Annotated in this window: 27 protein-coding genes and 1 tRNA gene; 9 read left to right on the forward strand and 19 right to left on the reverse strand. The window is 37.5% G+C overall.

Annotated features, from left to right (window positions below; all coding sequences use genetic code 11):
- Positions 1 to 4 precede the first annotated feature (4 nt).
- From purT to ASF86_RS03445, 4 genes are all read right to left on the reverse strand, one after another.
- Complete coding sequence (purT, locus tag ASF86_RS03430; RefSeq protein WP_081407536.1) at positions 5 to 1,222, reverse strand: formate-dependent phosphoribosylglycinamide formyltransferase; 1,218 nt, start codon at positions 1,220 to 1,222, stop codon at positions 5 to 7.
- 103 nt (positions 1,223 to 1,325) lie between these two features.
- Positions 1,326 to 1,715: a tautomerase family protein gene (locus tag ASF86_RS03435; protein ID WP_056479469.1), complete on the reverse strand. Its 390-nt coding sequence runs from the start codon at positions 1,713 to 1,715 to the stop codon at positions 1,326 to 1,328.
- Positions 1,716 to 1,846: 131 nt separating this feature from the next.
- Positions 1,847 to 2,188, reverse strand: coding sequence for an L-valine transporter subunit YgaH (gene ygaH, locus ASF86_RS03440; protein ID WP_003651314.1), 342 nt, complete (start codon positions 2,186 to 2,188; stop codon positions 1,847 to 1,849).
- A gap of 1 nt (position 2,189) precedes the next feature.
- Positions 2,190 to 2,912, reverse strand: coding sequence for an AzlC family ABC transporter permease (locus ASF86_RS03445; RefSeq protein ID WP_017389928.1), 723 nt, complete (start codon positions 2,910 to 2,912; stop codon positions 2,190 to 2,192).
- 121 nt (positions 2,913 to 3,033) lie between these two features.
- Between ASF86_RS03445 and ASF86_RS03450 the strand changes: the two genes are divergently transcribed.
- Complete coding sequence (locus tag ASF86_RS03450; protein WP_201784109.1) at positions 3,034 to 3,504, forward strand: hypothetical protein; 471 nt, start codon at positions 3,034 to 3,036, stop codon at positions 3,502 to 3,504.
- A gap of 72 nt (positions 3,505 to 3,576) precedes the next feature.
- On the opposite strand, the gene ASF86_RS03455 is transcribed toward ASF86_RS03450, so the two are convergent.
- The gene (locus ASF86_RS03455; RefSeq protein WP_003651320.1) at positions 3,577 to 3,873 is read right to left on the reverse strand and encodes a hypothetical protein; all 297 of its coding nucleotides are present in this window, start codon (positions 3,871 to 3,873) and stop codon (positions 3,577 to 3,579) included.
- Between the two features lie 171 nt (positions 3,874 to 4,044).
- Positions 4,045 to 4,752 (reverse strand): Crp/Fnr family transcriptional regulator, encoded by a 708-nt coding sequence (locus ASF86_RS03460; protein ID WP_056479475.1) that lies wholly within the window; start codon positions 4,750 to 4,752, stop codon positions 4,045 to 4,047.
- Positions 4,753 to 4,843: 91 nt separating this feature from the next.
- Between ASF86_RS03460 and ASF86_RS03465 the strand changes: the two genes are divergently transcribed.
- Positions 4,844 to 5,371 (forward strand): DUF962 domain-containing protein, encoded by a 528-nt coding sequence (locus tag ASF86_RS03465; protein ID WP_056479478.1) that lies wholly within the window; start codon positions 4,844 to 4,846, stop codon positions 5,369 to 5,371.
- A 45-nt stretch (positions 5,372 to 5,416) separates the two neighbouring features.
- Here the strand turns inward: ASF86_RS03465 and ychF are convergent, their stop codons facing one another.
- From ychF to ASF86_RS03505, 8 genes are all read right to left on the reverse strand, one after another.
- Positions 5,417 to 6,508, reverse strand: a complete 1,092-nt coding sequence (gene ychF, locus ASF86_RS03470; RefSeq protein ID WP_017390507.1) for a redox-regulated ATPase YchF — start codon at positions 6,506 to 6,508, stop codon at positions 5,417 to 5,419.
- A 93-nt stretch (positions 6,509 to 6,601) separates the two neighbouring features.
- Entirely contained in the window at positions 6,602 to 7,261 is a 660-nt protein-coding gene (locus ASF86_RS03475) for a methionine ABC transporter permease (RefSeq protein ID WP_056479479.1), read from the reverse strand.
- On the reverse strand, positions 7,242 to 8,318 hold the full coding sequence (locus ASF86_RS03480) for a methionine ABC transporter ATP-binding protein (protein ID WP_081407537.1): 1,077 nt from the start codon (positions 8,316 to 8,318) through the stop codon (positions 7,242 to 7,244). The genes ASF86_RS03475 and ASF86_RS03480 overlap by 20 nt, the downstream gene beginning before the upstream one ends.
- A gap of 5 nt (positions 8,319 to 8,323) precedes the next feature.
- A complete protein-coding gene (locus tag ASF86_RS03485) occupies positions 8,324 to 9,157 on the reverse strand; it encodes a MetQ/NlpA family ABC transporter substrate-binding protein (RefSeq protein WP_056479484.1) in 834 nt (277 codons plus the stop codon).
- A 13-nt stretch (positions 9,158 to 9,170) separates the two neighbouring features.
- Complete coding sequence (locus tag ASF86_RS03490; RefSeq protein WP_005041242.1) at positions 9,171 to 10,001, reverse strand: MetQ/NlpA family ABC transporter substrate-binding protein; 831 nt, start codon at positions 9,999 to 10,001, stop codon at positions 9,171 to 9,173.
- 14 nt (positions 10,002 to 10,015) lie between these two features.
- Entirely contained in the window at positions 10,016 to 11,428 is a 1,413-nt protein-coding gene (locus tag ASF86_RS03495) for an LLM class flavin-dependent oxidoreductase (protein ID WP_056479487.1), read from the reverse strand.
- Positions 11,428 to 12,651, reverse strand: coding sequence for an SfnB family sulfur acquisition oxidoreductase (locus ASF86_RS03500; RefSeq protein WP_056479493.1), 1,224 nt, complete (start codon positions 12,649 to 12,651; stop codon positions 11,428 to 11,430). The genes ASF86_RS03495 and ASF86_RS03500 overlap by 1 nt, the downstream gene beginning before the upstream one ends.
- A 12-nt stretch (positions 12,652 to 12,663) precedes the next feature.
- Positions 12,664 to 13,899 carry an SfnB family sulfur acquisition oxidoreductase gene (locus tag ASF86_RS03505; protein ID WP_081407538.1) on the reverse strand — a complete coding sequence of 412 codons (1,236 nt, stop codon included), beginning with the start codon at positions 13,897 to 13,899 and terminating at the stop codon, positions 12,664 to 12,666.
- 344 nt (positions 13,900 to 14,243) lie between these two features.
- Here ASF86_RS03505 and ASF86_RS03510 point away from each other — a divergent pair, with 344 nt between their 5' ends.
- From ASF86_RS03510 to ASF86_RS03530, 5 genes are all read left to right on the forward strand, one after another.
- Positions 14,244 to 15,008, forward strand: coding sequence for a glutathione S-transferase family protein (locus tag ASF86_RS03510; RefSeq protein WP_005041237.1), 765 nt, complete (start codon positions 14,244 to 14,246; stop codon positions 15,006 to 15,008).
- A gap of 535 nt (positions 15,009 to 15,543) precedes the next feature.
- Complete coding sequence (locus ASF86_RS03515; RefSeq protein WP_005041235.1) at positions 15,544 to 16,437, forward strand: amino acid ABC transporter substrate-binding protein; 894 nt, start codon at positions 15,544 to 15,546, stop codon at positions 16,435 to 16,437.
- A gap of 94 nt (positions 16,438 to 16,531) precedes the next feature.
- Positions 16,532 to 17,374: an amino acid ABC transporter permease gene (locus ASF86_RS03520; RefSeq protein WP_004642555.1), complete on the forward strand. Its 843-nt coding sequence runs from the start codon at positions 16,532 to 16,534 to the stop codon at positions 17,372 to 17,374.
- Between the two features lie 2 nt (positions 17,375 to 17,376).
- A complete protein-coding gene (locus ASF86_RS03525) occupies positions 17,377 to 18,054 on the forward strand; it encodes an amino acid ABC transporter permease (RefSeq protein WP_056479499.1) in 678 nt (225 codons plus the stop codon).
- Positions 18,055 to 18,067: 13 nt separating this feature from the next.
- A complete protein-coding gene (locus ASF86_RS03530; RefSeq protein WP_056479502.1) occupies positions 18,068 to 18,811 on the forward strand; it encodes an amino acid ABC transporter ATP-binding protein in 744 nt (247 codons plus the stop codon).
- A gap of 52 nt (positions 18,812 to 18,863) precedes the next feature.
- Here the strand turns inward: ASF86_RS03530 and ASF86_RS03535 are convergent, their stop codons facing one another.
- The gene (locus ASF86_RS03535; RefSeq protein WP_201784110.1) at positions 18,864 to 20,174 is read right to left on the reverse strand and encodes a DcaP family trimeric outer membrane transporter; all 1,311 of its coding nucleotides are present in this window, start codon (positions 20,172 to 20,174) and stop codon (positions 18,864 to 18,866) included.
- Between the two features lie 345 nt (positions 20,175 to 20,519).
- Between ASF86_RS03535 and ASF86_RS03540 the strand changes: the two genes are divergently transcribed.
- A complete protein-coding gene (locus tag ASF86_RS03540; RefSeq protein WP_004642558.1) occupies positions 20,520 to 20,990 on the forward strand; it encodes an Lrp/AsnC family transcriptional regulator in 471 nt (156 codons plus the stop codon).
- A gap of 44 nt (positions 20,991 to 21,034) precedes the next feature.
- Here the strand turns inward: ASF86_RS03540 and ASF86_RS03545 are convergent, their stop codons facing one another.
- The 3 genes from ASF86_RS03545 to ASF86_RS03555 all read right to left on the reverse strand — a co-directional run bounded on the left by ASF86_RS03545 (position 21,035) and on the right by ASF86_RS03555 (position 23,250).
- Positions 21,035 to 21,784, reverse strand: a complete 750-nt coding sequence (locus ASF86_RS03545) for a YebC/PmpR family DNA-binding transcriptional regulator (protein ID WP_045432830.1) — start codon at positions 21,782 to 21,784, stop codon at positions 21,035 to 21,037.
- Between the two features lie 160 nt (positions 21,785 to 21,944).
- Positions 21,945 to 22,490: a 1-acyl-sn-glycerol-3-phosphate acyltransferase gene (locus ASF86_RS03550; RefSeq protein WP_005041223.1), complete on the reverse strand. Its 546-nt coding sequence runs from the start codon at positions 22,488 to 22,490 to the stop codon at positions 21,945 to 21,947.
- Positions 22,491 to 22,677: 187 nt separating this feature from the next.
- A complete protein-coding gene (locus ASF86_RS03555) occupies positions 22,678 to 23,250 on the reverse strand; it encodes a TetR/AcrR family transcriptional regulator (protein WP_056479505.1) in 573 nt (190 codons plus the stop codon).
- A gap of 278 nt (positions 23,251 to 23,528) precedes the next feature.
- On the opposite strand from ASF86_RS03555, the gene ASF86_RS03560 reads away from it, so the two are divergent.
- The gene (locus ASF86_RS03560; RefSeq protein ID WP_056479507.1) at positions 23,529 to 24,392 is read left to right on the forward strand and encodes an iron-containing redox enzyme family protein; all 864 of its coding nucleotides are present in this window, start codon (positions 23,529 to 23,531) and stop codon (positions 24,390 to 24,392) included.
- Between the two features lie 185 nt (positions 24,393 to 24,577).
- Here the strand turns inward: ASF86_RS03560 and ASF86_RS03565 are convergent.
- Positions 24,578 to 24,654: transfer RNA gene (locus ASF86_RS03565), tRNA-Ile, on the reverse strand.
- Between the last annotated feature and the right edge of the window lie 255 nt (positions 24,655 to 24,909).

Here is a 24,909-nt window from a genome sequence, read left to right on the forward strand (position 1 = left end):
AATATTAAGAGTTGGTTTTTACGCTTACTTGATCAGCGGTTTCTTTCGCTAAAATACGAGCAAGATCAGTATTTTCTGCACGAGCAGTTGCCACACCCATACGACGTCGTTTGAAACCTTCTGGTTTACCAAACAGGCGTAGGTCAGTATTTGGATTGGCTAACGCCGTATTTAAGCCACTGTAGCTTAAGTTGTTGGCATCTACCCCCGCATAAATGACTGCACTAGCGGCAACACTATGGCGAGTTGTGTTCACTGGTAATCCTAAAATTGCACGAGCATGCAGTTCAAATTCGCTTTGAAATTGCGATGCTAGAGTCACTAGACCTGTATCATGTGGGCGAGGTGATACTTCACTGAACCAGACTTTATCGCCTTTAATAAACAGTTCTACACCAAAAATACCACAGCCACCCAGTGCTGTTGTCACTTTATTTGCAATACGTTTTGCTTCTTCAAGTGCAGCAGGTGTCATTGGTTGAGGCTGCCAGCTTTCTACATAATCACCTGCATCTTGACGGTGACCAATTGGGTCACAGTAGTGAGTTTCGATTTCACCAGTTTCAGGGTTTTTAGCGCGAACGGTAAGTAATGTAATTTCAAAATCAAAATCAATTTGAGATTCAATGATGACCGTACCTTGGTTAACACGACCACCTTGCATCGCATATTCCCAAGCTGCATCGACTTCATCGAAACTTTTTACACGAGATTGGCCTTTACCTGAAGATGACATCACTGGTTTTACAAAATTTGGATAACCAATATCATCAGAAGCGGCGCGGAAGCTTTCTAGTGAGTCAGCAAAGCGGTAAGCAGAGGTAGGTAAACCAAGTTCTTCAGCAGCAAGACGACGAATACCTTCACGGTTCATTGTCAGGTTTACAGCTTTAGCTGAAGGAATGACAGTTGCAGTTTGGCTCGCTTCAATTTCAACAAGAACTTCTGTAGCGATGGCTTCAATTTCTGGAACAATTAAATTCGGTTTAATTTTTTCGATGAGTTGTTTTAATTGAGTAGGATCAGCCATATTTAGCACATAAGAAAAATGTGCAACTTGCATGGCTGGCGCATGATCATAACGGTCGGCTGCATGTACTTCTACACCAAGGCGTTGTAAGGAAATTACAACTTCTTTGCCAAGCTCTCCTGAACCTAACAATAAAACTTTAAATGCAGAAGATTGAAGTGGGGTACCGAGTGTCACGCTCATGTGAATCATCCTGACAAAATTATTTTTTTAAGCATAGCAGAACTTATGGTGGAGTTAAGCCTTATAACGCATAAAAAATGAATTTTGTCGGACAATTAAGAATGTAGTTTATTTAGACATTAACTTGATAGTTTAAAAGTAGTTCATCTGCATTTTTACCGCGAATACCCCAATTTTCTTTAGGTGTTTCAAAAATTGTAATTTCGATATCTTGAGGCGCTATTTTGCATTGTTCTTCAATATTGCGAAATAACGTTTGGATGAGTCTCTTTTTCGTTTCTGTACTGCGACCTATAAACATTGAAAGCTCAATGATGATGTAGTGTTGGCTACGGTCAGAAGGATAAATAAAGTTTCCCGGTTTAAGACTAATAAAACGTTGAAATCTTTTCTCAACAGGGTATTTCAATTCTTCAATGAGTGCCTGATGTATGGCATGAGAAAGTAATTCTCGATACTGCATAATCGTTTGTTCATTTGCGTAAATTTTAATTTGTGACATTTTTATCTCTAAATGGGTAGATGAAGTTATCTTTTTAATCAATTCAAAAAATTATTTTTTACGCCAGAAGTTTCAATCTTAAACGCTTCTGGCTAGGTTTTAGTTTATATAAGGAAGATGAATTTATCTATTTATAAAGGTAAATAAGTATAGATCAGGCCATAAACAATTGCGGCAGTTAAAGTTGCTGGAACAATTTTCTTAAATTTAAAATAAAGGCCCGCTAAAACCAGAAAACCGATAAGCATGGCGAAACTCTTGTCTGGATTTTCAAGAAGTGGTGGAAGGGTCGCAACCACAAGCATGGCGCTAATTGCAGATATACCAATGCTTCCCAAAGCAATTTTTAACCAGACTGAACCGCGTCTTTGCTGTGTACCTTGCAGCTTTTGTATAACAAAGAATGGTCCAAAACGTGAGGCGAAATTAGCAATACCCACAATTATGCCGACCAGAATAATCTCTAGGTTCATTTTAAACTTCGACCTCTTCTTGTTGTCTTAAAACATAATGTTTAAACAGGCCTGCTAAAATGCCTGAAAGAATGCCAATAAAAATGGCAGCAGATAAGTTAATCCAATAGCAGGCTAAAGCTGAAACGACTAAAGATACAGCGACTACAAGGCTATGTTTTCGCTCAAAAGCCGCTAACAAGAAACTCAAAAATAAAGCTGGAAGTAAAAAGTCTAATGCTGCTTGTAAAAATTTTGGAAGATGAGTGACCTGATCTGCAAATAATCCGCCTAGTAAAGAGCCAGTTGCCCAAGCCATCCAACTAAATAGGCTAAGTCCTAACATCCAAGACTCTGACCATTGCTGACGACGTTGTGAAAGTTGGATCATGCCACTTGCAAAAACTTCATCGGTTAATCCCCATGCCCAAACCGCCGTTTTTTTAAGATTTAACTTGTTGGGAATAAGGTTATATAGTGCTGGCCCATAAAGCACATGGCGAATATCAAGTGCAATCACTGTTAATGCCGTTAACCAGATAGATGAACCACTGGCCAAAAGTGCGACAACCAAGAACTGGCTGGCTCCTGCATACATTGAGCAAGATAGGAAAAAAGCTTCCCATGGTGTAAAACCAAACTGAGATGCAGAAACACCGAAGGCAAAAGAAACGGGTAAATAGGTGAGTACGATAGCTTGACTATCTTTGGCACCTTGCCAAAAAGTTGCCGTTTGATCAGCCATCAATTGTTGTTTGGACACAATGCACCTTGGCAATAAACCAAATGATAAAAATACTTGAAAGATTGAGTATTGTAGCCGAATTTAATAGCATAGTGCCGAAATGTTTAATCGGCAGTTTGATATGTTCAACGCAAAGATTCGTTTAGTTTATATCGCCATGTTGAGTGCAGGTATTTTTACATTGCAGGGCTGTGACAATGGTAATCAGGGTGCAGAAAAAAAAGTAGAAATTAAACCAGCACCGAAACTAACCAATGATGCAACTGTTTATGCTCAAAAAGCATGGACATTAATTAATACGGTTGAGCATTTGGTTTATGAAAAGCAACTGAGTCAAATCGATGACGAAGTTCGTAAACCTTTACGTCAATTGAGTACGGACTGGCGTATTAATGTGAAAATGACGGACTCAGTGACAGAAGGGAAATACGCGCTTTGTCGTAAAGCCCTAACGAGTCTAGATGTGTGGGCTCGTGAAACGCTTGAAAATAATGATTCAGTTGCTAAGAAGCAGGCAGATTATGAGCGAGATAAAGCTCAATGTAAGGATGCAATTGAGAAGCCAAGTCTTGGAAATACTTCTCCAAAATAAAGCAGACAAATATAAAAAGCGAGATGATCAATCTCGCTTTTTTGCTTTTAAACGATAATGAGTGAATGTTAATTAAGGTTTTGTTGCTGGTTTCATTGCGTCATGTTTCATTTGATTTGCATCATGCTGAGCATGCATAGATTTCGTCATGGCTTCATGCTTTTGTTCAGTCATATCTTTTTTAACATCTTGTTTTGCTTTTGCTACTTCTTTTTTAGCAGTTGCTTTGCCGTGTGCAGCAACACATTTTCCGCCTTTATGATTTGGTCCTGTACCGCCTTGTAATTGAGTTCCTTTTGGACATGCAAATGCCGAAACACTTAGCATAGCCAATACGCCTGCTGTAAGAATTGTTGATAATTTTTTCATGTTAATCAGCGCCTTGTTGAGTATTATTGCTCAGCCTGAGTGTAAAATGAAAATATCTGCTTTAAAACATTTATTTTGTGAAATAGAGTTTGAACAATGTTTTGTTTTGCAGCGTTATCTAATTTTTTAATTTAATTTTAAGTTTTTGTTATATAGCTGCCTTAGCAAGAATCACGAATGGGGATGAGCAATTACTTTCAATTTTTCAATATCTAAAATCTCAATTTTTTTAAAAGCAATTTTGATGATTTTTTGTTTTTCGAGCAGGCTTAATTCATGATTGATGGTCTGTCTGGAGGTAGTTAGCATATTTGCCAATTGTTCTTGAGAAATATGAATGTGATGATCTTGAATGAGAATATGATTGCCATAACCCTCTAAAATAAATAGAAGACGCTGGGCAAGCCTTTGAGAAATACTGCGTGTTTGTATAGCAATCTGTTCTAAGAAGACATACCTGAGTTTTTGACTGGTTAAACGAGCAAAATAGTACCAGTAATAGGGATTTTCTTTGAGTAGCTCATTTAAGGGCTTCGCAGGAATATGTAGAACCATACTTTTTTTCAAAGCAATCGCATCGTGCGAGCGCGGTTCATGGTCAATGAGGGATATTTCACCAAACCACATAATTGGTTCAGCAATTGCAGAAAGTGCTTCATTACCATTTACGTCGACATAACCTAAGCTAATTGAGCCTTCAAGCACGGTATAAATGCCATCAAACACATCTTGGACACGGAAAACATAACTATTTTTTTCAAAGGCTCTTTGCTTACCATGTTCTAGAATAAAGTTTTGGAATGCCTCTGGAAGCGCACTAAACCATGTGTTTTCTTTTAATCGATTAATATAAATAAGATCCAATATCAGCCCATCCATGAAAAAATCATTACTTTGTCAAATAGCTGACAACTTTAAGTTTTCCTTATTTGTACAGTATGACTATATGTTGATTAATAGGGAACAACTCATGTCAAATCTGGAGCAACAGCTTAGCAAATATGCGGCTTACCACTTAAATCATAAAAATATTTTGACGCATTTTATTGGTATTCCACTCATCGTGTTTTCAATTTTATGTTTAACAGCAAGAGCTGGGATAGATATTGGTAGTTTTAAACTTACTTTAGCCATGGTGTTGATTGCAGCTAGTACGATTTATTATTTTATTTTAGATAAAGTATTTGGTTTACTCATGCTAGCTCTTTTAGTCGCTGTCTATCCACTTGCGAGCCAAATTGCCCAATTATCTTGGGGAGAATGGTTAGCAGCAAGCGTTGGTTTCTTTGTGGTGGGATGGATCTTTCAGTTTGTTGGGCATTATTTCGAAAAGAAAAAACCAGCTTTTGTTGATGATGTAATAGGGCTTGCGATAGGGCCGTTATTTGTATTGGCAGAATTTATATTTATGCTGGGTTTTAGAAAGCCATTGCATGAGCGAATTTTGAAAGAAGCACGTAGTAAACGAGAGATGATGGATCTGAATCATTCCTTATAAATATAAAAAAAGCCCCAATATGTTGGGGCTTTTTTAAGCTTTAACTTAAACGTTAAAACGGAAGTGCATTACATCGCCATCTTGAACGATGTAAGTTTTACCCTCTAAACGCCATTTACCAGCTTCTTTAGCGCCGTTTTCACCGTTGTATTGTACGAAGTCATCATATGCAACAACTTCAGCACGGATAAAGCCTTTTTCGAAGTCAGTATGAATCACACCAGCTGCTTGAGGAGCGGTTGCACCAACTTTTACTGTCCATGCACGTACTTCTTGTACACCAGCAGTGAAATAAGTTTGTAAACCTAAAAGCGCATAACCTGCACGAATAACCACATTTAAGCCTGGTTCTTCCATGCCCATTGCTTCTAGGAACTCAGCACGATCTTCATCTTCTAATAATGAAATTTCAGCTTCGATTTGGTTGCAAAGAGGGACAACAATTGCGTTTTCTTCAGCAGCAAGTTTTTTTACTGCATCTAAATGCGGATTATTTTCAAAACCGTCTTCAGCAACGTTGGCAATATACATCGTTGGTTTTAAAGTCATTAAACCAAAACCACGAACTAATTTACGTTCGTCATCAGACAAATCAGCCGCACGAGCTGGTTTACCTTCGTCTAGTAATGGTTGGATTTTTTCTAAAACTGCTTTAGTTGCAACAGCTTCTTTGTCACCGCCTTTAGCAACTTTAGTTAAGCGTAAAATTGCTTTAGCAACAGTTTCAAGGTCTGCAAGTGCAAGTTCAGTATTGATGGTTGCGATGTCATCTAACGGATCAATTTTACCGTTTACGTGAATCACGTTTTCATCTTCGAAACAACGTACCACGTGAGCAATTGCATCAGTTTCACGAATGTTAGCAAGGAATTGGTTACCCAAGCCTTCACCTTTTGATGCACCAGCAACAAGACCTGCAATGTCTACAAATTCCATTGTAGTTGGCAAAATACGTTGCGGTTTCACAATCGCAGCAAGTTTGTCTAGACGTGGATCTGGTACAGGAACAATACCTGTGTTTGGTTCAATGGTACAGAAAGGGAAGTTTTCCGCTGCAATTGCTGCTTTCGTTAATGCATTGAAAAGGGTAGATTTCCCTACGTTTGGCAGACCAACAATACCGCAATTAAAACCCATGAAAACCACTCACAAATGTGTAAATTAAAAATTGTCGCTGATTTTACATGAAAGCCATGACAAAGTCATGGCTAGAGCAGGGTTCTGTTAAGTTTAAACTTTACGTTTATCGAGTTGCTGGGCTAATGCATCACCAGTCGCTTGCACTAACATGACTAAAACAATCAACACTAAAATTACAGCGACCATAATTTGCATATCAAAACGTTGATAGCCATAACGATAAGCAATGTCTCCTAGGCCACCTGCACCAATAGCACCAGCAATAGCAGAGGAGTTGATCATAGTCACAATAGTCACGGTAAAGCCAGCCACAATACCCGGCAAAGCCTCTGGTAAAAGCACATGCCAAATAATTTGTTTACGGTTACAACCCATGGCTTGCGCAGCTTCAATTAAGCCCTGATCGACTTCGCGTAAGCTGACTTCTGCAATACGAGCAAAGAAGGGAATTGCAGCAATCGTTAATGGGACAACGGCTGCCCATACACCGTAACTTGTACCTACAATCCAGCGAGTAAGCGGAATCAGGGCAACCATTAAAATAAGAAAAGGTACAGAGCGCGTAATGTTAATGACCCAACCCAAAGCCTGATTAATCTTTTGTGATGGGTGAATGCCGTGCTCAGATGTACTTACTAGAACAACAGCAATCGGTAAGCCAATTAAAAAAGCAATCAATGCAGATGCACCCACCATAAGTAAGGTATCTACAGTTCCAGTAATTAATAGATCAATGAGCTGGTCGGGCATAGCCAAGTACCTCAAACTGTGCAATTGCTGTTAATGCGTCTTCTCGGATGGATGAAATATCAATTTCTACATTAGGGATACCGACTAAAAGTGAGCCAATAATATGCCCTTGAATGGTATCGACCTGACTTTGATATAAATTGACTGGTGCTTTAAATCTAGCAAGTAGTTCTTGTATATCGGGTACTTGATGTGCTTCAGCCTCATATTTAAGTTTTATAATAATATGAGTCGAATTTTCATCGGGTAACGGACTGATCTTAAAAGGCAGGATGATCTGTTCAAGATTCAGTAATTCTTGAGTAATTTGTTGCTCTGGTCGTGAGAACACAGACCAAACTTGTCCAGCCTCTACAATCTCACCTTGATCAATCACTACGACTTGATCGCAAATTTCTCGAATAACCTGCATTTCGTGAGTGATTAATACAATAGTTAAGCCAAGCTCCTGATTAATCTTCTTAAGTAAAGCCAAAATAGTGGCTGTACTTTCTGGATCAAGTGCTGAAGTCGCTTCATCACAAAGTAAAATTTCAGGGTGATGAACCAGTGCGCGTGCGATACCGACACGTTGCTTTTGCCCACCAGAAAGTTGTGACGGATAATAGCTAGATTTATCTGCCAATCCCACCAGTGCCAAAACTTCATTTACACGTTGGTCGATATCTGCTTTGTTGTAATTGGAAACTTTTAAGGGCAATGCCACATTTTCCCAAACTGTTTTTGCAGACATTAAATTGAAATGTTGGAAAATCATTCCAATGCGTTGACGGGTTTGAATGAGTTCGGCATGACTCAATTCAGCAATGTTTTGTTGATGAATATGAATACTGCCAGTATTCACTTGTTCCAAGCCATTTAAAGTACGGAGCAAGGAAGATTTGCCTGCACCGCTTTTCCCAATAATGCCTAAGATTTTACCTTGGGGAACATCAAGGTTAATTTCTTTTAAGGCATGCAGTTTTTGACCCTGCGATTGGTAAAATTTATTTAAACCGCGAATTTTGATATGGGGTAGAGAAAAATCAACTTGTGATCCAAAACTCACCATCGTCATTCTCCTTATTTCCAGCCTTGAAACCACATACCTTTGCCAAAGTCTTTATCCAGAATGTCTTGTGCTTGTTTTGAGTTCTGGAATGCTTTAACAAAGATTGCAAGTTTTTGGTTTTTATCTTGGTAATCGCGACGGGTCACAAACAAAATTGCATATTTTTTATCAATTGGATCTAAAAATAATGCGCTATGCGGGTCGGTTACCTTTGCCATTTTTAAGTAGTGAGGGAAGCCGAAAATTAAATCGACATCGTTATATGCATGTGCTGTCTGCGGGCCTTCAACCTCAACAAAGCTCAGCTGTTTAGGATTAGCAATAATGTCTTGGGTGGTCGAAAGTTCATTGTTGCTATCTTTAAGCTGAATTAAGCCAGCGCGATGTAGCAAAATTAAGGCACGAGCTAAATTGACTGGGTCGTTTGGAATAGCAACGCGTGGCTGTGAAGGTAAATCATCAAGTGTTTTATATTTTTTTGAATATAAACCTACGTGACTTCCTGAACCCACAGCAAATGCGTGTAAGTCATATCCTGTTTCTTTGACAGCATTACGTAAAAAAACGCTTTGCTGGAAAAAGTTTGCATCAATATCACCGTTTTGTACGGCAACATTCGGTGCTCGCCAGTCAGAAAATTCAACAAGTTTGACATGGACACCTTGCTTTTCAACTTCATTGGCAACGTTTTGTAATAGTTCAGCATAAGGTGGGCTAATGCCAATCGTTAAAACATCATCGGTTTGCGTATTTTTAATATAGCGATAACCGATGAGACCCAGAATCACGATTAAAATCGTAATTCCGAGTAACCAAGGCTTATATTGTTTGAACTGAATAGCCATAATCTTTCCGTTATTACTTCCAGCCCGGGAACCAAAGTGTTGGCCCAATCTCAGCGTCTAAGACAGCTTTAACTTTTGGCGAGTTCTGATAAATCTCAACAAATTTCTTCAATTTGTCGCCCTTGTCCTGATAGTCATCACGCACTACAAACAAGATGGCATAACGTTTATTGGTATTGTCATCAAGTAAAAGTGCACTCTCAGGGTCAGCTGTTTTTGCTAAGCGTAAGTAATGTGGGTAGCCAAAAGCCAAGTCAACATCATCAATTGCACGAGCAGTCTGTGGTCCTTCAACTTCGATGAATTGCAAGTTTTTAGGGTTTGAAACAACATCTTTGAGTGCAGATAAATGATTGTTTGAATCTTTAAGCGTAATTAATTTAGCTTGCTGTAAGAGTAGTAGGGCACGACCTTGGTTCACTGGATCATTTGGAATGACTACACGTGCATTTTGTGGCAATTCATCAAGGCTTTTATATTTCTTTGAATAAAGTCCCACATGTGATGCTGCACCTACTGCAAATGCTTTTAATTTAAAGCCAGTTTCTTTAATTGCATTGTCTAAGAACGGTTGATGCTGGAAAAAGTTCGCATCAATATCCCCATGATTTAAAGTAATGTTTGGTGTATTCCAGTCAGAAAATTCAACCAGTTTCACATTTAAACCCTGTAGCTTTGCTTCATCGGCAGCAGCTTGTAACGTTTTTGCAAATGGTGGACTAATGCCAATTACAAGTTCATTTGAGCCACTTTGACGGTGTTTATTCCAAAAGAATAAAGCAACAAAAAGGACTACAACGACTAAGCCTACGCCTAGCCATTTTTTAGAGGCTGTTTGAGCCATGTCTATCTCCAAATTTAAGCAGTTATTTCTTCAATTTTTGTTAAGTTTTTGCTGTTGTTATAGGGACTACATCGGAACGCTTGAACAGGGTGCTGTTTCGGTAATTGATCACCCCGATTAAAGATTTTGTTCCGTAGTGAACCCGTTTTATATGCAGTTTTATAGCGACCACGTTGTTGCAGCTCAGGAATGACCAAGCGAATAAAGTCGTGGTGAGACTCAGGTGCAACAGTACGCGTCAAATTAAAGCCATCAATATCGGTTTCATCTAAAAGATGAATTAAATATTCAGCAACTTCTTCGCCACTACCGACAATAAGTGGATAACGACCACCCAAAACATGTTGAGCTTTTAAATCATTTTTAGTGATTTGCTGTTCTTTAAATTTTTCGGTAATGGAAACAATGCTGTTACTTTTTTGGTAAGGAATTGCTTCATCATCGTCAAACTTACTTAGGTCAATACCTGTTGAACTCGCATAATGAGCTAAGCCTGCTTCAGGACTTGCGTACTGACGATATTCATTAAGTTTCTGTACAGCCAAATCATGTGTTTCAGCAACGACAACGGTTATGCCGACAAAGATTTTGATGTCATCACCTGCACGTCCTTGCTGTTCAGCAAGAGTACGAATCTTTTTTACTTGCTCACGAATTTTTTCGGGCTTGTCACCACCAATAAATACACATTCGGCATGACGAGTCGCAAACTGCATACCTTTTGGTGAAGCACCAGCTTGAAATAATGTTGGGGTGCGTTGCACAGAAGGAGACACCTGAAAAACACCTTCACTTTGGTAATATTTACCGTGATGGTGGATGGTGTGAACTTTAGATGGGTCTGTAAAAACACGCTGAGCTTTATCTTTTTTAACTGCGTCGTTTTCCCATGAACCTTCCCAATATTTATAGCAAAGCTCTAAAAATTCTTCGGCTTGTTCATAACGCGCATCGTGGTCTTTTAAACCTTTTTGACCGATAAGACGTTCCGCACTATCTAGATAACCCGTCACGATATTCCAGCCAATACGACCTTGAGTTAAATGGTCAAGACTCGCAAAGCGACGAGCAAACTGATACGGATGCTCATAGCTCAAATTAACAGTAACCCCAAAACTCAAGTTTTGAGTGACTGCCGCCATAGCTGAAATGAGTGTGGACGGATCATGACTCGGAAGCTGAATTGACTCTTTTAAAGTCAGATCAATGCCATTTTGATAGACGTCATACACACCTGTAATATCGGCAATAAACAAACCATCAAATAGGCCACTTTCTAAGGTTTTGGCTTGTTCTGTCCAATAGCTCAGCTCATTAAAACGGTGTGACTCATCACGTGGATGTGTCCATAGACCATGATTAATATGCCCAACACAGTTCATATCAAAGGCATTCAGCAAAATTTCTTTAGCTTTAAAATCTGTCATTACAATGTCCCCCGACGAGGTGGTAGAACACCGTTTAAAACATAGTTGCCGATAAAGTAATATTTCCAACGTGCAGCATCATGCAACGTATGCACGCGTGCATTGCGCCAGAAACGGTCTAAGCCATCTTGTGCTTGACTACCACGGCTACCAGCAAGTTCAATCAGTTTCGACGACGCTTTTAATGCGATATCGCTACTATGAGCACGTACTTTGGCAACATCAATTGAAGCTTTAGCAATCCTTTCTGGTGTGGTTTCAATTTTTGCGGCATCAATTGATTGAGCAGCTTGTTTTAATAGAACTTCACTTGCTCGTACATCTACGGCAATGCGTCCTAATTCATAAATCGTTAAAGGATCTTGGCTTGCCGTTTCTACTTGTGAATCAATCCATGGGCGAGCTTGATGTACTCTTTGCAAGCTTTCTTCAAAGGCTGCACGTGCAATGCCTACCTCAATAGATGCATGCATAATTTGGGCAAAAGGTCCCACTAAAGTTGGTTGTAAAAATGCAGTATCAAAAGGAATAACATCGTCTGCATCTACAAAAACCTGATCAAACTTAACTGTGCCGCTGCCTGTGGTTTTCTGTCCAAAGCCAGACCAGTCATCGACAAGTTTTAATCCTTGCGAACCACTTTTTACAAATGCCAGATATTCTCGGCCTGCATCATCTAAAACTAAGGTTGGAATACGGTGAGCAAATAAGCTTCCTGTGCAGTAAAACTTTTCACCCTGAATCAAATATCCATTTTCGTGAGGACGGATATTGGTTTGTTTGTGAGTCGAAGTTTTTGTTTTAAATTCAGCAAGCGCATTACCAAAGCGCGTGCCATTTAACACTTCGCCATATAAGCGTTGTTTTTGAGCTTCTGTTCCCGTATTGCGTAAGACTTCCAAAGCATAGAAATGGTTTTGTGGAATTTGACCAATTGAACCATCTGCACCACTTAAAAGGGCAATTACTTTAGCTACTGTATGGCTTGAAACTTCGGCACCACCATATTGCTTTGGCACTGTAATTGCCCATAGCCCAGACTGGCTTAAGGCATCAATTTCGGTATACGGTAAAATTCGCTTTGTATCGCGTTCTACTGCGGTTTTTTTAAATTGCTCAGCAAATTGTTTAGCAATTTCTATAGCTTCAGCATCATTTTGAATAATGTGTGCTTGGTTTGATGCCGATGTTTGTTTAGTTTGAACCGATTGATATGAAGTCATGACAATTTCTCCTTAAATCCAGGCATGGCGGGCAGGGAAATGACCATTAAGGTAATAATTGCCAATGGCATGTAATTTCCAACGAACAGGGTCGTGTAACGTATGTACACGGGCATTTCGCCAATGTTGATCTAAATTGTGTTGGCTTAAACTTGAACGGCTACCGCCAAGTTCCAGCAGTTTTTCAGAGATTTGTAGAGCGGCATCATTGGCATAGACTTTCGCTTCAGCAACCAAAATTGAAGCTTTCGCTACTTGTTCATCAGTCACATTTTCAAGTTGGTCAAGTTCATCTAAATATTCAGCCGCTTCATCAAGCAATAAAATTGCAGCGTCGAGCACAATATTTAACTTACCAACTTCTTGCAGGGTGTAATGCTCAAAGCTGGCTTTTTCAACATTTGCATCAATAATCGGTCGTGCTTTATGAATGGTCGATAAGGTATCTTCAAAAGCGGCTTCTGCAATGCCAACATCAATTGCAACTTGTAATAACTGCGAATAAGCACCGCGATAGGTTGGGGCTTGTGTTAATAAGCGTTCATCAAAAATAAGTTCAGGATTAACTTCAACTTGATTTAATTTAACTGTACCGCTCGCAGTTGTACGTTGACCAAAGCCATTCCAGTCATTAATGACTTCAATGCCTTGAGTATCTCGGTTAACAATCACTAAAACGACATGGCCTTCAGGATGAACGGCTTTAATTGCAAGCCAATGCGCAAAACTTGTTCCAGTCGAATAAAATTTCTCACCGTTTAAAATATATTTACCATTTTCAATGGTGAGCGTGGTTTTTAGTGTTTTTGAGTCATGTGTATTACGTTCTGGGCCACCGTTGGCAAGACGTTTTCCTGCTAATATTTCTGAAAAGATAAATTGTTTTTGTTGTTCTGTACCCAAGATTTCGATCAGGTTTAAAAGGCTAATCTGATTTTGTGGAATCTGACCAACATTCGCATCGCCTTTACTTAAAATACGGAAAACTTGTGCCAGTGTTTTATTGGAAACAAAAGCACCGCCGTATTTTTTTGCAATGCGAATACCACCTAAGCCTTTTTGGCTAAAGCTTTCGATTTGCTCATGAGGTAATAAGCGTTGTTGATCACGTGTATTACGACCCTCTAAAGCATAATCTGCCACTTGATAAGCGGCATTAATGGCTTGTTGATCATTTTGAATGACTTGGACGTATGCCGTCGTTTTAGATAGAGAATTAGACATAATGACACCTTGTATTGCTGTCATTACCTTACAAAAGAAATAATTTTCCACTAAACGAGGACTTATGCTCAGCTTATGAAATAAAGTGCAAAGCATTTTTTTAGATTTTTAAAGGATAAATAAAGATATATAAAGTTTATATTAATCAACACTTTATATTTTTAATGCAAAAAAATAATAACAAAACTCGTTTTAATATGAAAAAGAGCAATAAGTACGGTAAAAAAAGATATAAAAAAAATAGACTTAACTGTCAGCAAAAATGAGCACAATATCCATTGTTTTCACTAAAAATAGCTTCTAAAGTATCTACTTACCATCGACCATTTTTGTACAAATAGTCAAATAAAAATAAACGTGGAGATTTTATGCGGGTTTTGTATCAGTTTCCTTTGTCCCATTATTGTGAAAAAGCTCGCTGGTTGTTAGACCATAAAGAACTTGATTATGTGGCTCATAACTTGATTCCAGGGTTTCATCGTGCTTTCGCACAACTCAAAACAGGGCAAAATTTGCTGCCAATTTTGAAAGATGATCATCAATGGATTGCTGAATCAACCAAAATTGCACTTTATCTGGATGATACCTACCCAGAACACGCGCTTTTGCGCCGTGATGAGCAACTTAGGCAACAAATACTGAAAATTGATAGTTTGGCTGATGATCTTGGGATACATGTGCGCCGTTGGGCATTAGCACATAATTTAGCCCAAGGGGACCATGCTCTAGAAATTATGATGGGTGAACAAGGCTATTTACGTCAGTTTGAAAAAATATCAAAACCTTTTCTCAAAACACTCGTAAAAAAGAACTATAAGCTTGAAGAAGAGTTGGTGAGCCAGTCCAAAAAGCAGATGGATGAACTCATAAATGAATTAAACCAGTATCTAATAGAAAATCAAGCGCGCTATATGGTGGGCGATCGATTAAGTCTTGCTGATATTTCTGTCTGTTCGATGCTTGCACCACTATTAGAGGTGAAAGGTACGCCATGGGAGCGTGAAGAAGCAGAAGAAGTGTCTGAGGAATGGAGCAACTATCAAAAATATTTGCTTGATTTACCTCTAGGCCAATATGTTTTAAGAATATATCAAACCGAAAGAAACGCGCGCGTAGATTGGCGAGGAATTTAAACTTTATAAAATGCCCTGATTTTCTCAGGGCATTTTTGTAATATTTCTAAGTTCAGTCATTAACTTAAATATTACTATCAATTTTCTAAATGATTTTTATTAAAACATTTATATATATTATTTTGCTATAGGAATTTCTTTATTTACCTCATTATTGAACTTTAGTCTAAATACTTAATAATTTTAATTTTTATGATTTTCACAAAATACAATTTTTCTAAAAACAGTTTTTAGCCCAAGTTAAGCCTCTTTATTGTGCATGTGTTTACATTGTAATCAATAATTGCCACATTAAAGTGTAAATAGATGAGCTTAATAATAGACAGAAGATTAAAACATAGATTAAAGTAGAAACATGTTAGCAGTTTTAAAGGTATTAACTCTGCAAAACAGACTGAATAAAATAAGTGAAGCAAATGGATGTGTCCTACTTGGAAAAGTTGGCGCGATAATTGCAATTTATAATAAATCACTCTATTGCTCTATATGAATGATTCTATAGATAAATAGAGAGAATGATCATCAAGGAGTTCTTATGAAACGTTCTGCAACCTCTCTCATTATTTCAACATTTATGCTTTGTACGGTTGGTGCTACTTCTCAAATTCAGGCAGCAGATACATTAGCTAAAATTAAAAGCAGCGGAAAAATCATCATTGGCCACCGAGAATCTTCTGACCCAATTTCATATGTTGTTGCAGGTAAACCAGTAGGTTATGCAGTCGATATCTGTAACCAGTTTGCAAATGACATTAAAAAAGAATTGAAAATGCCTGGGCTAAAAGTTGAGTACAAGGCAGTAACTTCATCAACTCGTATTCCTGAACTTTTAGCAGGCAATATCGATATGGAATGTGGTACGACCACAAACTCTAAGCAACGCCAAGAACAGGTTGGTTTCTCAACAAACTACTATGCGACTGAAGTACGTATGGCAGTTAAAGCGAACTCTGGCATTAAGAGCTTGGCAGATTTAAATGGCAAAGCTGTTGTAACAACTCAAGGTACAACATCTGATAAATACATCAAGATGAATGAAAAAGGCCAAGCGCTTAATATCCAAAACATCTATGGTAAAGATCACTCTGACTCTTTTGCAATGATGGCATCAGGCCGTGCTGCTGCATTTGTCATGGATGATAATATTTTAGCTGGCTTAGTTGCCAAGTCTTCTACACCTAAAGCTTTCGCAATTGTTGGTCCGGTACTTTCATCAGAGCCTTATGGCATTATGCTTGCTAAAGGTGATACAAAGTTTAAAGCGATTGCTGACCGTACTGTAAATAATCTATGGAAAACTGGTCAAATGGACGCTTTATATAAGAAGTGGTTCTTATCGCCAATTCCACCAAAAAATACAAATTTGAACATGCCACAAAGTTCATCTTATAAAAAATTAAAAGCTCACCCAACAGATGCAGGGATCTAACAAGATCTTTTTTGTCCTAAATTTACTTAAGCAAGTGAAACCTCACTTGCTTAAGCGGTCTATTTTCCTAAAGATATTCATTTAAGGGGCAAACATGTCAGTCGGCTCGCTAAACTGGACTATATTCTGTGCGGAGTCTAATGAATATGGTGTCGATAAAGCCGCATGGGCAGAATCAGTCTGTAGAGTAATTGGTAGCTCAAGCTACAATGCTCATGCTGAAGCGCCCACATGGTTACAAATGTTAGGTTCAGGCGTCTTTACTATGGTTTGGACAGCTGTTATAGCCTTTCTTATCGCATTTTTATTAGGTTCTCTCCTAGGGGTAATTCGTACATTACCCAACAAACCTCTCGCATTTATTGGCAATTGTTACGTTGAAATTTTCCGTAATATTCCACTTATTGTGCAGCTATTCTTCTGGGCATTTGTTTTTCCGGAATTTTTGCCGGATAGCATAAGTGCAGGCAGTGGGGATGTTGTTGCTGGTGGATGGTGGAAAAATCTTTTAAATCAGCAACCTGCGGTTATTGGTGTTTTTGCATTAGGTCTCTACACAGCTGCGCGTGTATCTGAGCACATACGTGCTGGTATTAATACTGTTTCAACAGGACAAAAATTTGCTGCTTCCGCAGTAGGTTTTACCACCGCACAAAGTTATCGTTATGTCATTTTACCTGTTGCATATCGTACTGTGTGGCCCACGATTACTTCTGAAGCAATGAACGTTTTCAAAAACTCAGCTGTTTTATATGCATTAAGTGTTTTGAACTTCTTCGCTTATACAAAAACCATGCGGGAAGAAACTTCTCAGGACATCATCATTCTTATTCTCTCTACACCTGTTTATTTGATTATCACTTATAGCATTAAGTTTGTGATGGCATGGATTGAGAAACGAATGGCTGTACCTGGCTTAGGTTCAGGAGGGAAGTAATTATGGATTTTTCTTTATTACAAAATCCTGACGTGATCGCGGCACTCAAAGAAGGTTTTGTTTTTACCCTTACCGTGACTGTATTGGCGATGATGGGCGGTATCCTGATCGGAACTCCATTGGCAATGATGCGTTTATCAAGCAATGCCATCGCAAGTAATTTCGCAAAATTTTATGTCGATCTGTTTCGTGGTATTCCATTGATTCAGGTGATCTTTATTTTCTACTTTTTGTTGCCAAAAATATTTGAGTTTCAATCTGATACATATTGGGGACCGTTGTTTTCGAGTGTTGTGACTTTTGCTATTTTTGAGGCTGCATTTTTCTCGGAAATTGTACGTTCAGGCATTCAGTCTATTTCAAGAGGTCAGGTACATGCAGGCTACGCGCTAGGTTTTACCTATGGTCAATCAATGCGCTACGTGGTTTTACCTCAAGCCTTTCGTAACATGCTCCCAGTATTGTTAACTCAAACAATTATTTTATTTCAGGATATCTCATTAGTGTATGTGATTAGTGCACCAGACTTTTTAGGTCGTGCAGATACATTGGCTAATACATATGGTCCTGAAACCAAAGCAACATTCTATTTAATCGTCGCTGTAGTTTACTTCTGTAGTTCGTTTGTGCTGTCGCAATTAGTCAAACGCTTACAGCAAAAAATTGCCATCATTCGCTAATTGGAGATTTTAAATGCCAATGATAGACATCCAACATATCTCTAAATGGTATGGTGATTTTCAGGTTTTAACAGATTGCACGACGAGTATTGAAAAAGGTGATGTCGTTGTTGTTTGCGGGCCGTCTGGTTCAGGAAAATCAACACTCATTAAAACAGTAAATGCGTTAGAACCATTTCAACAAGGTGACATTATTGTTGATGGAGTTTCTCTGAAAGATCCAAGAACGGATCTTGCTAAATTCCGTTCACGAGTGGGAATGGTCTTTCAACACTTTGAACTTTTCCCGCACATGACTGTCTTGGAAAATTTAACAATTGCTCAAGTCAAAGTGTTAAAGCGTTCAGTTGCCGATGCTCGTGCAAAAGGCCTGAAATATTTAGAACGTGTAGGTTTACTTGCGCATAAAGATAAGTTTCCGGGCCAATTGTCTGGTGGACAGCAGCAACGTGTAGCGATTGCGCGTGGCTTGTCTATGGACCCAATCTGTATGTTATTTGATGAACCAACTTCTGCACTTGACCCTGAAATGGTCGGTGAAGTACTTGAAGTGATGGTACAACTTGCACATGAAGGCATGACCATGATGTGTGTTACACATGAAATGGGTTTTGCTAAAAGAGTATCTAACCGTTTAATTTTTATGGATGAAGGTAAGATTTTAGAAGACTGCCCAACGCATGAATTTTTTGATAATTTAGATGCTCGCCACGAACGTGCGAAGCTTTTCTTAGAAAAAATTCAAGCTATGCATTAATACCGCTAATAAAAAAAGAGCCTTTTTAAGGCTCTTTTTTTACATCCAATTTTTAGAAACTATATTTTGCTAATAAATTAATACGAGAGTAATCACCCTTATCGCCTGCGAAAGTTTCGCGCTGGCCGTAAGTATATTCTGCACCTAAATCAATACTTTTAACTGGATTCCAGATCAAATTGACCAAGGCATTATAAATTTCTTTGTTATAACTGGTACTGGTTAAATTGCTATTTGCGTAAACGTTATCATCTTTATATTGAATACCGCCTATTGCAAAAGTAGAGCGGAGGATAGGGCTCCATTTCCGTTGATAGCCAATAACGGCACTATCAAATTCACCTAAATTAATATCCTGTGTTGTTGTGTCATAGGCATAAGCAGAATTGCTATAAAGTAAATAGCGACCATCTCCTTTAACGTGATAGTAATTAGCAACCAAGCTATCTTGAGGAGTTAAATCATATTTACCACCAACCCCAACACCCCAACCAAATTTTTCTTCAGAAGCACTATCTTTTGGAGCTACACGGTTTTCATGGGCAAGACCATGTAACTGTAATAGGCCTTTATTATTTGCAGTTTTGAAATCATATCGTGCTGTTAAAGCAGGAAAGCGGCTTCCACCAGCAGTATTAGCTTTTTCAACATCACCACCTTCTAAGGCAACTAATATTTTTTGTTGTGCATTAATTGGCTGAGTGTATCTAACCTGTACTGTACGCGTAGTACCTGTACCAATAGCACCATTAAAATCTACTGTTTCTGGCGATGTATCAGTGTTTACAAAAGGTGAGGTCGTTTGACCAGCTAACCATTTTCCTAAAGACATATAGGCATGGCGAACACGGAATGTTCCAACTCCATTATCGCCATTTCCACCCATGAAATCGGCTTCAATTTTGCCGTTTAAATCTCCGTATTGGGTAGGTCGAGTAATGTCTAAACCAATTCTTGAAGTTGCGGCAGATACATTTAGTGAGTCTTGTTTTGGGTCATCTTTATTTAAAGGGTAGTTAGCGCCATTTGAAATGCTTCCATTTGAACCTTTAAAGTCGTAGGTAGCATCTACTCGGACATTACCATAAAGCTTAACTTGGGTTTGCCCATCAGCCATTGCCATCCAACCCGGTTTTGATACAGGAGAGGTAGAAGCCGCAGGTGTTGCGGGAGGTGCTGGTGGAGTACTGACTGACAAAGCTGTTTTTTGTTGATCAGATAGTTTCTGGACGAGTTGTTTTAAATCATTTACTTCATTACGCAACGCATTAACTTCAGCATCTGTAGCTGCATGCACAGGCATTGTCACGCTAATTACACCTAAAGAACTCATTGCTAGCACTAGTGTTTTGATCTTATTCACAGGAATTCCCCGACATGGATAAAAATTTTCCTGTAAATACATAACAATAATAATGCCAACTTTAAGAATTTAGAAAAATAGTCAAATTTCTATTCTTATCATTGCTTTATGTCAAAATAGAAGTGTAAATAGGACCTTTCATTAAAAAAAATAAATGAGAGCATGAAATTGACTCTCTAAAATGAGTCATATGCTCCACTATTTGCACGGTTAAAATGCATAACTGCAATAAAATATGTAAAAGAAATAAATGTTTTAGCTATTTTTAAACCTTCGTATTTTTCAATGCGTGGGAGTTGTATAGGGTATACTGTCCTCATTGTAAAATTCTGGCTGGAGATAGGAATGGAGTTAGATCGTTTTGATAAACAAATTCTAGAAATTTTGTCTCATGAAGACTTAAATTTGAATGAACTTTCAGAACGGATCAATCTGTCAGTCAGTTCTGTGCATCGCCGGATTAAGCACCTGATTGAAGCCAACGTTATGGGTCAGCTCAAAAGGGAAATTAATTTTAGTAAACTTGGCTTTACCTTGCACATCTTATTGCAAGTTTCATTGAGTAAGCATGACACTGAAACATTTGACAAGTTTCTTTCCGAAATAGAAGCAATTCCAGAAGTGACCAATGCATTTCTAGTGACAGGGCAAAGTGCCGATTTTATTTTGGAACTTGTAGCACGCAACATGGATGACTACAGCGAAATTTTATTAAGACGTATTGGAAAAATTGACAATGTGGTTGCTTTGCATTCCAGCTTTGTTATTAAAAAATATAATGTTTTTAACTGCTATAACTTATTAAATAAACTATAAAAAAACGCACCCAATGGTGCGTTTTTTTAATTCAAATGTTTGATTTAGGCATCAAGTTGAGCCAAAACCTCATCTGTGAACTCGACGTTGGTATAAACGTTTTGTACATCATCGAGATCTTCAAACATATCAATCATTTTAAGAATTTGTTTTGCTTGGTCGACATCAGTAATTTCAGCTTTTGTTGATGGACTCATAACCACTTCTGCATTGTCAGATTTTAAACCAGCAGCAGTCAGAGCATCTTGAACTTCACCAAAAGTTTCTGGTGAAGTGATTACCAAAATTTCATCTTCTGAAACTTCAATATCTTCAGCGCCAGCTTCTAAAGCAACTTCCATGATTTTGTCTTCTAAAGAAACATCTTCAAAAGTAATTTCACCACGTTTAGTAAATAGATAAGCGACAGAACCCGCAGTTCCTAGGTTACCATTTGTTTTACTAAAACAGTGACGTACATCTGGTACTGTACGGTTCAAGTTATCTGTCATTGTTTCAACAAGAACAGCAACACCGCCAACGCCATAACCTTCGTAAGTTACTTCTTTTAAATCATCATTATCTTCACCACCAGCACCACGTTGGATTGCACGGTTGATGGTGTCACGTGTCATATTAACTGAAAGAGCTTTTTCAACTACTGCACGCAGACGAGGGTTGCTAGCAGCATCTCCACCGCCAAGTCTGGCAGCAGTCACAATTTCACGAATATATTTAGTAAAAACTTTACCGCGACTTGCATCTTGTTTCGCTTTACGATGCTTAATATTGGCCCATTTAGAATGACCCGCCATGGACGTGAACTCCAAAAAAGAAAATGCAAAAGTGCTGGAATATTAGCATAGGCTTGGTTTTGTTGAAAACTGTTGCCCTGCGTTTTGTTAGTCGATTGAATAAGAATAATAAGCTTAAGGCCTAATGAGTGAGATTAGGCCGAATCAAGTCCAATTTGATTTAGCTAATTTTGATGTCTATGTCAAATTGTGCATATAGCTCTTTAATCGTTTCCAAATCTTTTTGTAAGTCTGTGGGGTAAATTTTGCCTAGAATTCCGCCTTGTTTGCTTCGGGCGTTGGCATACATAAGTACAATAGGAACATTGGCTGCTTTTGCAATATGCCAAAAACCTGTACGGATAGGTTTACGTTCAGAGCCATCTTTGGCACGAGTAGCTTCAGGAGCAATCACCAAGTTAAAAGTTTCATGAGTTTGAAATTGTTCAACCATTTGAGAAACAATATCTTTACTCGCTTTGCGGTCAACGGGAATGCCACCAAGTTTTTCTAGAATTGGCTTAAGGGGACCCTTAAAAAGTTCTTTCTTTATTAAAGTATGAATCTTAATGTCTAAAATTTGGAAGAGAGCAATAGATAGCACTGCATCTAGATTTGATGTATGTTCAAAGCCAATAATAACTTGTTTTTTCTCAAGAATTTCGGGATCTACATTATAGGTCCAGCCAGCCGCTTTAAAGATAGAGTTACCTAGAAATTTTTTCATAGATCAGTGCAAGGTGATAAATTTTCAGGATTCTAATATGAGTTTGTAAAAAAGCCTAGAAAAATTATGAAAGCTAAAGTAGCGCATTCAAAATTAAGATTATCTAAGCTATAAAAGATTTAAAATGTTTATTTATTTTTCTTTTAAACTTAATATTAAAAATAATAAACTTAGATAATTTTAAAACTTAAGATACCTGCTGAGGTATCTCTTCATTAATCAAATATTTAATATATTGCCAAATTTTTTCAGAGTTAATAAGCGTTTTATCTGTTGTTCCATCAATAATCATCCCATCAATAATAGAAATAATAATGTGAGTAAGTGGAGTAGGGTTTTCTATCCCTAATCGAGTGAGTTGTTCTTGTAATAAATGAGTCAACCACTTCGTATATTCATAAAATGGTTCACGAATTGAAGTATATTGTTTAGACACTTCAATAAATGCTTTTTTAAATAAACATCCATTAAATGTTTCACTATTGATCCATTCAATATACCAATTAAAAATAATATGAATTTTCTCAAGTGGGTTAGCATCTTGATGTAAACTTAGTTGTTCATTAATTGAGTTTTGAATATTTAAATTTCGATGTTGCAAACACTCCATAATTAAATTTTCTTTCGAAGGAAAATATTTATAAAATGTCATCTTTGCAACGTTAGATTCAGCAATAATACGGTCAACACCAGTAGCATTGTAACCAATCTGATTAAATAAATTTAAAGCAGTATTTATAATATCTTCTTTTTTTGACATTACTATTCCATATAGTTAGCACTAATTATAACTTAATCTAAAAAATTAAAATTTTAATATGAATTATCATAATAAAAAAAGGGATTAGATACAAGTTTATATTGTGATAATGATTATCATTAACTAAGTTTTTTTAAAATTTTCTATTTGATTTCGTATGATTTTAATTCTAATATTGATTGATAAGGGAACATATTTAAATATTAATTTAAGTCATTGTTTTTATAATAAAAGATGTAAAAATCGATCGGGCTTCAATAAGTTTAATGAGAGTGGATATGCCTAAGAAATTTGAGAATTTTAATAATCCTAGAAAGAAAGCACTCGCAGGGATGAAGCAAAGCATTTCAGCCGAACTATGGAAAAAAAATTCAGACTTTTTGACCCGTTTAAGAACAAAAATTGCTAACCATGCTGTGTCAAATCATCCAGCAATTGATATTTTAAATGACGGAAAAATTAATAAAGAAAATTTAAAAAAAATTCACTTAGAATATCGTCACGCAATTGTGCAAACTTTTACTGATGCACTGCTTATGGCCCAATTTCAAACTAAACAATTAGAGCCAAGATTGCATGCTGGCGCAAAAATGTTTCCACGTTTTCTTTTAAGCCTAAATATTTTTGATGAGTTTGGATTTCGACCCGGTTTAGATAAAGATGGTTATTATCAGGGAAACCCAGAATATGCTCACTATCCTTTATTTGAAGATGTATTAAATGATTTTGGTATTACGGAAGAAGATCGTCTGACTTATCAACCAAGTGACATTGCAGATCAAGTTAGAGTATTTTTAGAAAATGCTTATCATGACTATAAAGCTGTTTCAGCTTTATTAGCAGTCGCTGAAGAAGAAGTTATCCTTTACAGTCCACCTTTACGTAAAGCAACTAAAGCCGTCGGTTTGGAGGTGGAGGGTGGTGGTTACTATCATGTACATGGTATTTCTGAGGATGAGAGTGCCGAAGCCGCGGATGATGATCATGAAGAAGACTTATGGTATGTCTTGATGCAAGCTTGTACAGAAGAAGATTATAACTATATTGAAAAGATATGCTTAGAGTATTGTGATTTATGGGAAAAGTTCTGGGATACTCAATTAGAACATTCGGAACCTATGCAAAAACAAATCTTAGCCTAATAGATGAAGTAGAAATATTCAGTGCACAAAGAAAATTTATTTTAAAAAAACTGAAGTTTGGGAATAAAAATAAATTTTAAAATTTGATAATTAAATTTTAAGTATTGTTTATAACGGTGAACCAAATTCTATTTGAATACATATTAAAAAACCCCATAAACTTTTAGTTTATGAGGTTTGGTATTTGGTGGGCCCACACAGACTTGAACTGTGGACCAACGGATTATGAGTCCGCTGCTCTAACCAACTGAGCTATAGGCCCTATAAGCAAGAAAAGCTTTTAAACTCAAGGCTTTTCAGTGCGTGCAATACTAATCAATTTTTTAATTAAACACAAGTCATTTTCTAAAGTAGGCACATCGTAGCCTAAAAAATATTGTGTTGTTTTGGTTAAATATTACAAGTGATAGTGATTCTATCGTATGAGTACTTCGCGAGTAAAGTGAACTAAGTTATTTATCGATCAATTAGAACTTATTCTAGCCAGCAACTTATTGTGATAGAGGCTTAATTGTCT

It is taken from the genome of Acinetobacter sp. Leaf130 (assembly GCF_001423205.1).
Lineage (GTDB): Bacteria > Pseudomonadota > Gammaproteobacteria > Pseudomonadales > Moraxellaceae > Acinetobacter > Acinetobacter calcoaceticus.